Origin of the sequence: Streptomyces sp. NPDC047841, from assembly GCF_040704085.1 — a bacterium.
Taxonomy (GTDB): Bacteria; Actinomycetota; Actinomycetes; order Streptomycetales; family Streptomycetaceae; genus Streptomyces; species Streptomyces argyrophylli.
Genome location: NZ_JBEYRP010000002.1, coordinates 293,376 through 305,630 on the forward strand (window position 1 = coordinate 293,376; position 12,255 = coordinate 305,630).

The window sequence follows — 12,255 nt, forward strand, 5'->3', positions numbered from 1 at the left end:
ATGCGACGCCGTACGACCGCCCTGGTGGGCTCGCTGGTGCTGCTGACCGCGACCGGCTGCGGTGCCGCCGACATGACCAAGCAGGCATCGCCCTTCGCGAACGCCGGGGGCACGAAGTCGGTCACCCTGTCCGTGCAGTCCTGGGTGGGCGCGCAGTCCGACGCGGCCGTCGCCCAGTACATCCTCCAGCACAAGCTCGGCTACCGCGTGGACACCGTCCAGATCGACGAAGTGCCCGCCTGGGACGCGCTCAGCCAGGGCCGGGTCGACGCCCTCCTGGAGGACTGGGGCCACCCGGACCAGGAGAAGCGGTACGTCCAGGACAAGAAGACGATCGTCCGCGGCGGCGGCCTCGGGGTGACCGGGCACATCGGCTGGTTCGTGCCGACGTACCTCGCCAAGGAGCACCCGGACATCACCGACTGGCGGAACCTGAACAAGTACGCCTCGCTCTTCCGCACCGCCGAGAGCGGCGGCAAGGGCCAGCTGATGGACGGCTCCCCGTCCTACGTCACCAACGACAAGGCGCTGGTGAAGAACCTGAAGCTGGACTACCAGGTGGTCTTCGCCGGTTCCGAGGCGGCCCAGATCACCCAGATGAAGCAGTTCGCCAAGGACAAGAAGCCCTTCCTGACCTACTGGTACTCGCCCCAGTGGCTGTTCGAGAAGGTGCCGATGACGGAGGTGAAGCTGCCGCCGTACAAGGAGGGCTGCGACGCGGACGCCGCCGAGGTGGCCTGCTCCTACCCGCACACCCCGCTCCAGAAGTACCTCAACGCCGGCTTCGCGAAGTCCGGCGGGAAGGCCGCGGCCTTCCTGAAGAAGTTCCGGTGGACCACCGAGGACCAGAACGAGGTCTCCCTGATGATCGCCGAACAGAAGCTGGACCCGCAGGAGGCGGCCCAGAAGTGGGTGGACAGCCACCCCGCCGTGTGGAAGAAGTGGCTGTCCTGACCGGCACCGGCGCGTCCACGGCCCGCGCCGGGCCACGGCTCATCCGTGCTGGCCGGGCTGGTAGTGGCCCGGGGTCATCCGGAAGGTCACGCCGAACCGGTTCCAGGCGTTGATCACCGTGATCGCGGCGACGAGCTGGGCCAGCTCGGCCCCCTCGAAGTGCCCGGCGGCCCGCTCGTACACCTCCTCCGGCACGAAGCCGTCCGTGAGCACGGTGACGGCCTCGGTCAGCTCGATCGCGGCCAGCTCCTTCTCGGTGTAGAAGTGCCGGGACTCCTGCCAGGCGCTGAGCTGCACGATCCGCTCGACGCTCTCACCGGCGGCGAGGGCGTCCTTGGTGTGCATGTCCAGGCAGAACGCGCAGTGGTTGAGCTGCGAGGCGCGGATCTTCACCAGCTCGTACAGCTTGGGGTCCAGTCCCCGCTTCGCGACGCTGTCCAGGCGGACCATGGCCTTGTAGACGTCGGGGGCGTGCTCGGTCCAGGGCAGGCGCGGGGCTTCTTCGGCGGCGTACGTGACGGTTTCCTGTGCAGTGGTCATGCCTCGACCCTAGGAGCGAGGCAGCCCAGGAGTATGGTCCATTTCCATGGCGGAATCGTGGGCCACTCTGGGCGTCGACCTGCACCTGGAACCGAGCGGCTCGGGCGGCCTGCGCCGGGGTCTGACCGACGCCCTGCGCGACGCGGTCCGCTCCGGCCGGCTCGCCCCCGGCACCCGGCTGCCGTCCTCCCGCTCCCTCGCCGCCGACCTCGGCATCGCCCGCAACACCGTCGCCGAGGCCTACGCCGACCTGGTCGCGGAGGGCTGGCTCACGGCCCGCCAGGGCTCCGGCACCCGAGTGGCACCCGGCACGCCCCCCGGCACCGGCACCCCCTCCGCCCCCGCACGGCCCCCCGGCACCGCCCCGGCGACCTCCCACCGCGCCCCCACCCGTCCGCTCCACGACCTCGTCCCCGGCACCCCCGACCTCGCCGCCTTCCCGCGCACCGAGTGGCTGAAGGCCGCCCGCCGGGCCCTGGCCACGGCCCCCTTCCACGCCCTCGGCTACGGCGACCCGCGCGGCCGCCCCGAACTGCGCACCGCCCTCGCCGGCTACCTCGCCCGCGCCCGCGGGGTGCGCACCGACCCCGACGCGATCCTGGTCACCGCGGGTTTCTCGCACGCCCTGACCCTCCTCGGCACGGTGCTGCGGGCCCGCGGGGTGCGGACGGTGGCCGTGGAGTCGTACGGCCTCGACGTCCACTGGGCGCTGCTGCGCCGCGCGGGCATGGCCACGCCCGCGCTGCCGTACGACGCGCTGGGCACCGATCCCGTCGTGCCGCGGACCGCCGGCGCGGTGCTGCTGACCCCGGCGCACCAGTTCCCCATGGGCACCGCCCTGCATCCCGACCGGCGGGCCGCCGTGGTCGCCTGGGCCCGGCGCACCGGCGGGCTGGTCCTGGAGGACGACTACGACGGCGAGTTCCGCTACGACCGCCAGCCCGTCGGCGCCCTCCAGGGGCTCGCCCCCGACCGGGTCGTCTACCTCGGCACGGCCAGCAAGTCCCTCGCGCCCGGGCTGCGGCTGGGCTGGATGGTGCTCCCGCCGGCCCTCGCCGCGGAGGCGGCGCGGGCCAAGGGCGAGGCCGACACCGTCGGAGTCCTGGAACAGCTCACCCTCGCGGAGTTCCTCACCTCCGGCGCGTACGACCGCCACGTCCGCTCCTCCCGCCTGCGCTACCGGCGCCGCCGCGACGCCCTCGCCACCGCCGTCACCGAGCGGGCACCGGAGGTGGAGGTCACGGGGATCGCGGCCGGCCTGCACGCGGTGCTGCGGCTCCCGCCCGGCACGGAGGAGTCGGTGGTCCAGGCCGCGGCATGGCAGGGCCTGGCCCTGCACGGCCTCACCTACCACCGCCACCCCGAGGCCGTCACCGAGCCCCTGGACGCCCTGGTCGTGGGCTACGGCACCCCGCCGGACAGCGCGTGGGCGGGAGCGCTGGAGGCGCTGTGCCGGGTGCTGCCTTGATAAGGGCCGGGCGAAACAGGGGCGCGGGGAACTGAGCGCACAGCCACATGGTGCGCCGCGCCCGCCGGACGAACCGGACCCCCGCCCCGTGAGACGCACGGCACCTACCCCTCCGGCGCCTCCCCGAGCCGCGCGGGCGCAAGCGCCACCCGCCTCCGCCCGGTGAGGCGCACCGCGCCTACTCTGCCGGTGCCTCCCCGAACCGTGCCGGCGCCAGCGCCCCCCGCCTCCGCCCCGCGAGACGCGCCTATTCCGCCGGTGCCTCCCCGAACCGTGCCAGCGCCAGCGCCCCCGCGACGGCCACAGCGAAGCCCAGCGCCGCGAGCCACCCCAGCCCCTCCCGCGTACGGTCCCCGAGCCAGACCACCCCCACCGCGGCCGGGCCGATCGTCTCGCCGAGCACCATCCCGGCCGTCGCGGTCGTCACCGAGCCCCGCTGGAGGGCCGAGGTGAGCAGCAGGAACGCGGCGCCGCCACCGAGCAGCAGCGCGTAGACGGCGGCGTTGACCAGCAGATGCCCCGGCCGCAGCGAGTCGATCAGCCGTACCGCGACCTCCACCACCCCGAACCCGAACCCGGCGCCGAGCCCCAGCAGCAGCGCCCGGGTCCGGCCGGACAGCCGCCCGCCGACCCCGCCGAGCAGCAGCACGCCCACCGCCGCCGCGACCATGGCGTACCGCAGCCAGTCCGGCCCGCCCCGGTCGCCCTCGGCGCCCGAGGCCAGGCCCAGCATCGCGAGCCCCGCGCACACCACGCCCACGGCGGCCCACTCCACCCCGCTCAGCCGGACCCGCAGCAGCCGCGCCGCCACCACCGCCGTCACCGCGAGGCTGGCCGCCAGCGCGGCGCCCACCGCGTAGATCGGCACCGAGCGCAGGGCCGCGATCTGGAGCAGGAACCCCAGCCCGTCCAGCGCGAGACCGGCGAGGTACCGCCACTGCCGCAGCGCCCGCAGCAGCAGCGCCGCGTCCCCGCCGCCACCCCCCTCGGCGCCCGCCGCCCGCGCGGCCACCGCCTGCAACACCGTCGCCGTACCGAAGCAGACCGCCGCACCAAGGGCGCACACCATTCCAAACAGCACGAAGTGACTCTAGGGGAGGGGCAGATGAAAGGCCCACCGGGGGGAACACTCACACCGATCTCTAGGCTGGCCGCCGAACACGGCATCCGCATCCGACGGGGGAGACACACGATGGACCGCACACGACGACCACTGCGCTCCGGCACGGTCGTCCTCGGCGGCGTGGGCCTGCTGGCCGCCGCGCTCACCGCCTGCTCGTCCGAACCGGACAAGCGCTGCGTCGACCGGGACAGCTACAACCTCGCCAAGGGGTACAAGGTCGTCCCGGACAAGAACTGCAAGACCACCGGCGCCTCCGGGAAGACGGCGGGCAAGAAGACGGGCGGGAAGACGACCGTCAGGAAGAAGACCGACGCCGCCTGGTACTACGAGGGCGAGGAGAAGAACGGCTGGGTCGACGGCGGCTCCTTCACCAAGCCCGGCAAGGGCTCGGGCGGCGGCTCGTCCGGCGATGACGACGACCACCACAGCGGAAGCGGCGGAGTCCACCGTGGCGGTTTCGGCGGTGGCAAGGGCGGCTCCGGCGGCTGACCGGAACACGCGCATGGAACGCCGTACCACCACCCCCCGCCCCGGCTGGCAGCAGACCGTGGAGGCGCAGGGCCTGGTCTACCCGCTCACCCGCCACCCCGACGGCTCGCTGCGCCCCTACTGGGACGAGAGCGCCTACTACGTCTTCACCCTGGAGGAGGTGGAGGCGCTGGAGGAGACCGTCGAGGAGCTGCACCGCATGTGCCTGGCCGCCGCCGGGCACATCGTGTCCGAGAACCGCCTCGCGGACCTCGGCATCACGGACCCGCGGGTGGCCGCCGCAGTCACCGAGGCCTGGCACCGCCGTGCCGAACTCCCCTCCGTCTACGGCCGTTTCGACCTGCGCTACGACGGCACGGGACCGGCCAAGCTGCTGGAGTACAACGCCGACACCCCGACCTCGCTGGTGGAGGCCGCCTCCCCGCAGTGGTTCTGGATGGAGGACCACTTCCCCGGCGCGGACCAGTGGAACTCCCTGCACGAACGCCTGGTCGACGCCTGGCGCGCCCAGTCCGCGCTGCTGCCCCCGGGCAGCCCGCTGCACTTCGCGCACTCCTCGGCCGACGAACTCGGCGAGGACCTGATGACGGTCGCCTACCTGAAGGAGACCGCCGAGCAGGCCGGTCTCGCCACCGACTGGCTGGCCATGGAGGAGATCGGCTGGGACAGCCTCTCCGGCCGCTTCGTCGACAACCGGCTCCGCTTCATCCGCGGCATCTTCAAGCTGTACCCCTGGGAGTGGCTCACCACCGACGCCTTCGGCGGACACGTCCTGGAGACCCTGGACAACGGCGGCGGCACCGGCAGCACCCTGTGGATCGAACCGGCCTGGAAGATGCTCCTGAGCAACAAGGCGCTCCTGGCGGTCCTCTGGGAGCTGTACCCCGGCCACCCGAACCTCCTGCCCGCCTACCTGGACGGCCCCCGCGAGCTGACCCGCACGGCCGGCTACGTGGCCAAGCCCCTCCTCGGCCGCGAGGGCGAGGGCGTCACGGTCCACGAGCCGGGATCGCCGGGCGTCGTGCGTGACGAGGCCTGCTGCTACCAGCAGCTGGCCCCCCTGCCCGCCTTCGACGGCAACCACGTGGTCCTGGGCGCCTGGGTGGTCCGGGACGAACCCGCGGGCCTCGGCATCCGCGAGTCCACCGGCCTGGTCACCGACGGGTACGCCCGCTTCCTGCCCCATGTGATCCTCTAGGGCCTGTATGCCGATGCCGCCCGCTCGCGCTCGTTCTGACCGCCGGTCAGGCGGTCAGCGCCGCAAGCTCCGCGTTGGCGCGCTCGGTGACCAGGGCGAGGACGCGGCCGGCGGCGGTCAGGTCGGCAGCGGGTATTCCGCCCCAGATGCGGGCGCTGACAGGGGCGGTCTCCGCGCCGACGGCGGCGAACAGCTTGCGCCCTGTGTCCGTGGGACGAAGGTGCGGGCCGTCCGCATCAAGCAGTTGCTTGGCGAGCAGTTCGTCGAGAGTGGCACGGATGTCGGCCGGATCGGTCTTGAGGGAGGCCTGGATCTGGGCGACGAGATCGTCCGGTGTCTGTGGAGTGCCGGCGGTGAGGGCGGTGCGCAGGGCGATCTGCTGCTGGAACGTGATGCCGTGCCGGGCCAGGACGTGCTCCAGGACGCCGCGGGCGGCGTAGTGGGCCAGCGCGAGGTCGCGGGCGTTGGCGACGGGTTCGGTGGTGGTCATGATGGTGCCCCCTGAGTGCTCTGGTCGTTCGGTACGGGTGGAGCGAGAGGTGCGTCGAGCAGGGTCGTCAGCTGGTCGGTGAACGCGTGCGTCCCCGGGGCGTCGAGGCCGCCGAGCGGCTCCAGCAACTGCTGAAGCAGGTCCTGGACCACCACGATGGCTTGCCGCACGACGGCCTGGCCCTGCTCGGTGAGGGCGAGCTGCACGGCGCGCGGGTCGCGGGGATCACGGGCGCGCTCGATCAGGCCGGCCGACTCCAGGGCGCGAGCCAGCTTCGAGACATACAGCGCCTCCAGGCCGGTGTGGTCGGCGAGTCGGCGCTGACTGGGCCGCTCGCCGGCGCGCTGCATGCCGTGCAGTGACGCGAGCAGTGAGTACTGCGCGTGGGTGAGGCCCAGCGGAGCCATCGCGCGATCGACCGCGACGCGCCACTTGTTGGCGAGCCGCCATACCAGGAAACCGGGCGTGGGGCCCGGCGAACCCTTGCTCATGCCAATAGATTACATGGCTACTATGTCCATGGCTACTATCTTCCGGTGGCCGTAACGATGGCATCCGGCTCGGCGCCGCGACGGGCCGACGGAACGCCTCCAGCGGGACCGCTCCCGCCCCGCCACATGATCAAGACCGAAGGCAGGCCCTGGCCAGGGCCGCTCGTCCGGATCATGCCGGGCTCGCGGGGGCGTCCCCGAGCAGCCTCTCCACCGCCGCCCGCGCGTGCCGCGCCGGTGCCGGGTCGCCGGTGACGGCCGCGGTGACGATGGCTCCCTCGGCGAGCAGGAAGACCGGTTCGGCGACCGGGGTGCCGGTGGCGCGGACCCAGGCCGCCAGCTGGTCGTGGAAGGCCCGCTTGTGGGCGCGGACCTCCGCCAGGACCGGCTCGGACGACGAGCCGAGTTCGCCGTGGGCGTTGATCCAGGCGCAGCCGCGGAAGCCGGGTTCGGCGAACCACGCGGCGAGCCAGTCGAAGACCGCGAGCACCCGTGCGCGGGGGTCCGGGACGCTCTCCACGTGGGCGGCGAGGTCCGCGCGCCAGCGCCGGTCGCGGTGCCTGAGCACGGCGACGACCAGGTCCTCCTTGGTCGCGAAGAGCCGGTAGATCCGCTTCAGGGGCAGTCCGCAGGCCTCGCGGACCCGGTCCATGCCGACCGCCTGGATGCCGTGCGCGTAGAACAGCGTCTCCGCCGCGTCCAGGAGCGCCGCGCGGTCCAGGCGGTTCTGTTCCTCGGTGACGGCGGCGGGCATCGTGGCTCCTTGACGTTGAGAACGGGCGTTCTCTATCGTAGCCGCATCGATGGAGAACGGTCGTTCTCGATATCCCCCGACATGGCCCGGCACCGCCCCCGGCGCCGTTCTCCCCCGCGCACCGACCCCAGGAGGTCACCGTGTCCGAAGACCGCCCGCCCTACCCGCCGTTCACCCTGGAGACCGCCCGCCGGAAGGTGCAGGCGGCCGAGGACGCCTGGAACACCCGCGACCCCCACCGGGTGGCCCTCGCCTACACCCCCGACTCCGTCTGGCGGAACCGGGACCGGTTCGTCACCGGCCGCGAGGAAATCGTCGCCTTCCTCACCGAGAAGTGGGAGCGTGAGCGGGACTACGCGCTGCGCAAGGGCCTGTGGAGCTTCCACGAGAAGCGCATCGCCGTCCGCTTCCAGTACGAGTGCCGCGACGCCGGCGGCCAGTGGTGGCGCTCCTACGGCAACGAGCTGTGGGAGTTCGACGAGCACGGCCTGATGCTCCGCCGCGAGGCCAGCATCAACGACGTGGCCATCGAGGAATCCGACCGGCGCATCTTCGGACCCCGGCCCGCCGACGAGCACGGCGCCGACTTCCCGCTCCACTGAGCGCCCCCGTCCCCGACCGGACCCGTCCCTGATCAGCCCCCGGCCAGCACCGCCCGGAGCTGATCCACCCCCCAGTCCAGGTCCTCCTCGCCGATCACCAGCGGCGGCGCGATCCGGACGGTCGGCCCGTGGGTGTCCTTGACCAGGACCCCACGGGCCAGCAGCCGCTCGCAGACCTCCCGCCCGGTGCCCACCGCCGGGGACACGTCCACCCCGGCCCACAGCCCCCGCCCCCGCACTGCCGTCGCCCCGCCCGCGCCGGGCAGCCCGCCCAGCAGGCCGTGCAGCCGCTCGCCCAGCCGCGCCGCCCGCTCCTGGTACTCACCGGTCCGCAGCATCGCGATCACCTCCAGTGCCACCGCGCAGGCCAGCGGGTTCCCGCCGAACGTCGACCCGTGCTCGCCCGGCCGGTACACCCCGAGCACCGCCGCGCTCGACACCACGGCCGACACCGGCACGATCCCGCCGCCCAGCGCCTTGCCCAGCAGGTACACGTCCGGCACCACCCCCTCGTGCTCGCACGCGAAGGTCCGCCCGGTGCGTCCCAGGCCCGACTGGATCTCGTCGGCGACGAAGAGGACGTTCCGCTCGCGGGTCAGCTCCCGCACCCCGGCCAGATAACCGGCCGGCGGCACGATCACCCCCGACTCGCCCTGGACCGGCTCCAGCAGCACCGCGACCGTGTTCTCCGTCAGCGCCGACCGCATCGCGGCCAGGTCCCCGTACGGCACGATCTCGAAGCCCGGGGTGTACGGCCCGAAGTCCGCACGGGCCTCCGGATCGGTGGAGAAGCTGATGACCGTCGTCGTACGGCCGTGGAAGTTGCCGCCCGCCACGACGATCTTCGCCGTCTCCGCCGGCACCCCCTTCACCCGGTACCCCCACTTCCGGGCCGTCTTCACCGCGCTCTCCACCGCCTCCGCGCCCGTGTTCATGGGCAGCACCATCTCCATCCCGCACAGCTCGGCGAGCTGTGCGCAGAACGCGGCGAACCGGTCGTGGTGGAAGGCGCGGGAGGTCAGCGTCACCCGGTCCAGCTGGCGCCGGGCCGCCTCGGCCAGCCGCCGGTTGCCGTGCCCGAAGTTCAGCGCCGAGTAGCCGGCCAGCAGATCCAGATAGCGCCGTCCCGCCACGTCCGTCAGCCACGCGCCCTCGCCCTTGGCGATCACCACCGGCAGCGGGTCGTAGGTGGGCGCGCAGTGCGCTCCGGCGGCGGCGATGAGGTCCTTCGCAGCGGTCACGGCCTCTCCCGGGGACGGCTCGGACTCGACGGTGACCTCCTTCTTATCCTCGCTCGCATGGTGGACGCGGGACCTGCCCCGCGCGGCGCGCCCGGTAGGCTGACGAGCGGGCCGTGACTGGCGCGCTGGGATGGGACGGACCATCAGGGAGCGGCCCGAGCGGGAAGAGTGCCGTGCGCCTGGGCCGAACGTGAACGCTGTACGTACACCGTCCGGAGGTCCCCGATGCCCGAGAATTCCGTCTCCCCCTCCACCGAGTCGACCGCCTTCCGTGCCGCCCTCGACGTGATCCGCGCCGTCGAGCCGCGCGTCGCCGACGCCATCGGCCAGGAGGTCACCGACCAGCGCGAGATGCTCAAGCTGATCGCCTCGGAGAACTACGCCTCCCCGGCGACCCTGCTCGCGATGGGCAACTGGTTCAGCGACAAGTACGCCGAGGGCACCGTCGGCCGCCGCTTCTACGCCGGCTGCCGCAACGTCGACACCGTCGAGTCCCTCGCCGCCGAGCACGCCCGCGAACTCTTCGGCGCCCGTCACGCCTACGTCCAGCCGCATTCCGGCATCGACGCCAACCTGGTCGCCTTCTGGGCCGTCCTCGCCGACCGCGTCGAGGCGCCCTTCCTGGAGAAGACCGGCGCCCGCCAGGTCAACGACCTGACCGAGGCCGACTGGGCCGAGCTCCGCCAGGCCTTCGGCAACCAGCGCATGCTCGGCATGTCCCTGGACGCCGGCGGCCACCTCACCCACGGCTTCCGCCCGAACATCTCCGGCAAGATGTTCGACCAGCGCTCCTACGGCACCGACCCGGCCACCGGCCTGATCGACTACGAGGCCCTGCGCGCCCAGGCCCGCGAGTTCAAGCCGCTGATCATCGTCGCCGGCTACTCCGCCTACCCCCGCCTGGTGAACTTCCGGATCATGCGGGAGATCGCCGACGAGGTCGGCGCCACCCTGATGGTCGACATGGCGCACTTCGCCGGCCTGGTCGCGGGCAAGGTCCTCACCGGCGACTTCGACCCGGTCCCGCACGCCCAGATCGTCACCACGACCACCCACAAGTCGCTGCGCGGCCCGCGCGGCGGCATGGTCCTGTGCGACGACTCGCTCAAGGACCAGGTGGACCGCGGCTGCCCGATGGTCCTCGGCGGCCCGCTCCCGCACGTCATGGCCGCCAAGGCCGTCGCCCTGGCCGAGGCCCGGCAGCCCGCCTTCCAGGACTACGCCCAGCGCATCGTGGACAACTCCCGCGCCCTCGCCGAGGGCCTGATGCGCCGCGGCGCCACCCTCGTCACCGGCGGCACCGACAACCACCTGTGCCTGATCGACGTCGCCACCTCCTACGGCCTCACCGGCCGCCAGGCCGAGGCCGCCCTGCTCGACTCCGGCATCGTCACCAACCGCAACGCCATCCCGGCCGACCCGAACGGCGCCTGGTACACCTCCGGCATCCGCATCGGCACCCCGGCGCTCACCACCCGCGGCCTCGGCACGGCGGAGATGGACGAGGTGGCGGCCCTGATCGACCGCGTCCTGACCACCACCGAGCCGGGCACCACCAAGTCCGGCGCCCCCTCCAAGGCGGCCCACGTCCTGGACGAGAAGGTCGCCCAGGAGATCTCCCAGCGGGCGACGGACCTGGTCGCGGGCTTCCCCCTCTACCCGGAGGTCGACCTCGGCTGAAGCGCCCCGAAAGGGGCGCGGGGAACTGCGCGACCGGCCGGTACCGGTCCGCAGTCCCCCGCGCACCGCACCACCCCCACCTCTCGGGCCGACGACACCCCGGCCGATGAGAGAATGGGCAGCATGGCTTCCGCTGACCGTCCCCGCGTGCTGTCCGGCATCCAGCCCACCGCCGGCTCGTTCCACCTCGGCAACTACCTCGGCGCCGTCCGCCAGTGGGTGGCCCTCCAGGAGTCCCACGACGCGTTCTACATGGTCGTCGACCTGCACGCGATCACGGTCCCGCAGGACCCGAAGGAGCTGCGCGCCAACACCCGGCTCGCCGCCGCCCAGCTGCTGGCCGCCGGACTGGACCCGGACCGCTGCACGCTCTTCGTGCAGAGCCACGTCCCCGAGCACGCCCAGCTCGCCTGGATCATGAACTGCCTCACCGGCTTCGGCGAGGCCAGCCGCATGACCCAGTTCAAGGACAAGTCCGCCAAGCAGGGCGCCGACCGCGCCTCCGTCGGCCTCTTCACGTACCCGATCCTGCAGGTCGCGGACATCCTGCTGTACCAGGCGAACGAGGTGCCCGTCGGAGAGGACCAGCGCCAGCACATCGAGCTGACCCGCGACCTCGCCGAGCGCTTCAACGGCCGCTTCGGCGACACCTTCACGATCCCGAAGCCGTACATCCTCAAGGAGACGGCGAAGATCTACGACCTCCAGGACCCGACGGTCAAGATGAGCAAGTCGGCGTCCACGCCGAAGGGCCTCATCAACCTCCTCGACGAGCCCAGGGCCACGGCCAAGAAGGTGAAGAGCGCCGTCACCGACACGGACACGGTGATCCGCTACGACACCGAGCACAAGCCGGGCGTCTCCAACCTCCTCACCATCTACTCCACGCTCACCGGCAGGACGGTCGCGGAGCTGGAGCAGGCGTACGAGGGCAAGATGTACGGCGCGCTCAAGACCGACCTCGCCGAGATCATGGTCGAGTTCGTCACGCCGTTCCGCGAGCGCACCCAGCAGTACCTGGACGACTCCGAGACGCTCGACGCGGTCCTCGCCAAGGGCGCGGAGAAGGCCCGTGCCGTCGCCGCCGAGACCCTCGCGCAGGCGTACGACCGCGTGGGCTTCCTCCCCGCCAAGCACTGAGGCGTACGACCGCACGGGGCCCGCGCGGGCAGAGCGCTGCACATCACTTCCGCCGCGCCTGCCCGAAGGACATCCGTGGCCGTAC

13 protein-coding genes are annotated in these 12,255 nt (G+C 72.6%); 7 read left to right on the forward strand and 6 right to left on the reverse strand.

Annotated features, from left to right (window positions below; genetic code table 11):
* Complete coding sequence (locus AB0947_RS03905) at positions 1–954, forward strand: ABC transporter substrate-binding protein (RefSeq protein WP_366748644.1); 954 nt, start codon at positions 1–3, stop codon at positions 952–954.
* A 39-nt stretch (positions 955–993) separates the two neighbouring features.
* Here AB0947_RS03905 and AB0947_RS03910 read toward each other — a convergent pair whose 3' ends face one another.
* On the reverse strand, positions 994–1,494 hold the full coding sequence (locus AB0947_RS03910) for a carboxymuconolactone decarboxylase family protein (RefSeq protein ID WP_366748645.1): 501 nt from the start codon (positions 1,492–1,494) through the stop codon (positions 994–996).
* 46 nt (positions 1,495–1,540) lie between these two features.
* Here AB0947_RS03910 and AB0947_RS03915 point away from each other — a divergent pair, with 46 nt between their 5' ends.
* The gene (locus AB0947_RS03915) at positions 1,541–2,962 is read left to right on the forward strand and encodes a PLP-dependent aminotransferase family protein (RefSeq protein ID WP_366748646.1); all 1,422 of its coding nucleotides are present in this window, start codon (positions 1,541–1,543) and stop codon (positions 2,960–2,962) included.
* 247 nt (positions 2,963–3,209) lie between these two features.
* On the opposite strand, the gene AB0947_RS03920 is transcribed toward AB0947_RS03915, so the two are convergent.
* Positions 3,210–4,031, reverse strand: a complete 822-nt coding sequence (locus AB0947_RS03920) for a hypothetical protein (protein WP_366748797.1) — start codon at positions 4,029–4,031, stop codon at positions 3,210–3,212.
* 123 nt (positions 4,032–4,154) lie between these two features.
* Here AB0947_RS03920 and AB0947_RS03925 point away from each other — a divergent pair, with 123 nt between their 5' ends.
* Both AB0947_RS03925 and AB0947_RS03930 read left to right on the forward strand, forming a co-directional pair.
* On the forward strand, positions 4,155–4,574 hold the full coding sequence (locus AB0947_RS03925; RefSeq protein ID WP_366748647.1) for a hypothetical protein: 420 nt from the start codon (positions 4,155–4,157) through the stop codon (positions 4,572–4,574).
* A gap of 13 nt (positions 4,575–4,587) precedes the next feature.
* Positions 4,588–5,772, forward strand: a complete 1,185-nt coding sequence (locus AB0947_RS03930) for a glutathionylspermidine synthase family protein (protein ID WP_366748648.1) — start codon at positions 4,588–4,590, stop codon at positions 5,770–5,772.
* A 46-nt stretch (positions 5,773–5,818) separates the two neighbouring features.
* Here the strand turns inward: AB0947_RS03930 and AB0947_RS03935 are convergent, their stop codons facing one another.
* The 3 genes from AB0947_RS03935 to AB0947_RS03945 form a co-directional block, all read right to left on the reverse strand.
* Entirely contained in the window at positions 5,819–6,262 is a 444-nt protein-coding gene (locus AB0947_RS03935; protein ID WP_366748649.1) for a MarR family transcriptional regulator, read from the reverse strand.
* On the reverse strand, positions 6,259–6,753 hold the full coding sequence (locus AB0947_RS03940; protein ID WP_366748650.1) for a MarR family transcriptional regulator: 495 nt from the start codon (positions 6,751–6,753) through the stop codon (positions 6,259–6,261). The genes AB0947_RS03935 and AB0947_RS03940 overlap by 4 nt, the downstream gene beginning before the upstream one ends.
* A gap of 172 nt (positions 6,754–6,925) precedes the next feature.
* Positions 6,926–7,507, reverse strand: a complete 582-nt coding sequence (locus AB0947_RS03945) for a TetR/AcrR family transcriptional regulator (protein WP_366748651.1) — start codon at positions 7,505–7,507, stop codon at positions 6,926–6,928.
* A 140-nt stretch (positions 7,508–7,647) separates the two neighbouring features.
* Here AB0947_RS03945 and AB0947_RS03950 point away from each other — a divergent pair, with 140 nt between their 5' ends.
* A complete protein-coding gene (locus tag AB0947_RS03950; protein WP_366748652.1) occupies positions 7,648–8,109 on the forward strand; it encodes a nuclear transport factor 2 family protein in 462 nt (153 codons plus the stop codon).
* Positions 8,110–8,141: 32 nt separating this feature from the next.
* Here AB0947_RS03950 and rocD read toward each other — a convergent pair whose 3' ends face one another.
* Entirely contained in the window at positions 8,142–9,350 is a 1,209-nt protein-coding gene (gene rocD, locus AB0947_RS03955; protein ID WP_366748653.1) for an ornithine--oxo-acid transaminase, read from the reverse strand.
* Between the two features lie 225 nt (positions 9,351–9,575).
* Between rocD and AB0947_RS03960 the strand changes: the two genes are divergently transcribed.
* Together AB0947_RS03960 and trpS are read left to right on the forward strand one after the other, a co-directional pair.
* Positions 9,576–11,030: a glycine hydroxymethyltransferase gene (locus AB0947_RS03960; RefSeq protein ID WP_366748654.1), complete on the forward strand. Its 1,455-nt coding sequence runs from the start codon at positions 9,576–9,578 to the stop codon at positions 11,028–11,030.
* A gap of 123 nt (positions 11,031–11,153) precedes the next feature.
* Complete coding sequence (gene trpS / locus AB0947_RS03965) at positions 11,154–12,170, forward strand: tryptophan--tRNA ligase (RefSeq protein WP_366748655.1); 1,017 nt, start codon at positions 11,154–11,156, stop codon at positions 12,168–12,170.
* Positions 12,171–12,255 lie beyond the last annotated feature (85 nt).

Excerpts from the sequence above, each read along its gene's own strand:
- AB0947_RS03905 (WP_366748644.1), top strand. The coding sequence starts at position 1 with ATGCGACGCCGTACGACCGCCCTGGTGGGCTCGCTGGTGCTGCTGACC.
- AB0947_RS03910 (WP_366748645.1), bottom strand. The coding sequence starts at position 1,494 with ATGACCACTGCACAGGAAACCGTCACGTACGCCGCCGAAGAAGCCCCG.
- AB0947_RS03915 (WP_366748646.1), top strand. The coding sequence starts at position 1,541 with ATGGCGGAATCGTGGGCCACTCTGGGCGTCGACCTGCACCTGGAACCG.
- AB0947_RS03920 (WP_366748797.1), bottom strand. The coding sequence starts at position 4,031 with ATGGTGTGCGCCCTTGGTGCGGCGGTCTGCTTCGGTACGGCGACGGTG.
- AB0947_RS03925 (WP_366748647.1), top strand. The coding sequence starts at position 4,155 with ATGGACCGCACACGACGACCACTGCGCTCCGGCACGGTCGTCCTCGGC.
- AB0947_RS03930 (WP_366748648.1), top strand. The coding sequence starts at position 4,588 with ATGGAACGCCGTACCACCACCCCCCGCCCCGGCTGGCAGCAGACCGTG.
- AB0947_RS03935 (WP_366748649.1), bottom strand. The coding sequence starts at position 6,262 with ATGACCACCACCGAACCCGTCGCCAACGCCCGCGACCTCGCGCTGGCC.
- AB0947_RS03940 (WP_366748650.1), bottom strand. The coding sequence starts at position 6,753 with ATGAGCAAGGGTTCGCCGGGCCCCACGCCCGGTTTCCTGGTATGGCGG.
- AB0947_RS03945 (WP_366748651.1), bottom strand. The coding sequence starts at position 7,507 with ATGCCCGCCGCCGTCACCGAGGAACAGAACCGCCTGGACCGCGCGGCG.
- AB0947_RS03960 (WP_366748654.1), top strand. The coding sequence starts at position 9,576 with ATGCCCGAGAATTCCGTCTCCCCCTCCACCGAGTCGACCGCCTTCCGT.
- trpS (WP_366748655.1), top strand. The coding sequence starts at position 11,154 with ATGGCTTCCGCTGACCGTCCCCGCGTGCTGTCCGGCATCCAGCCCACC.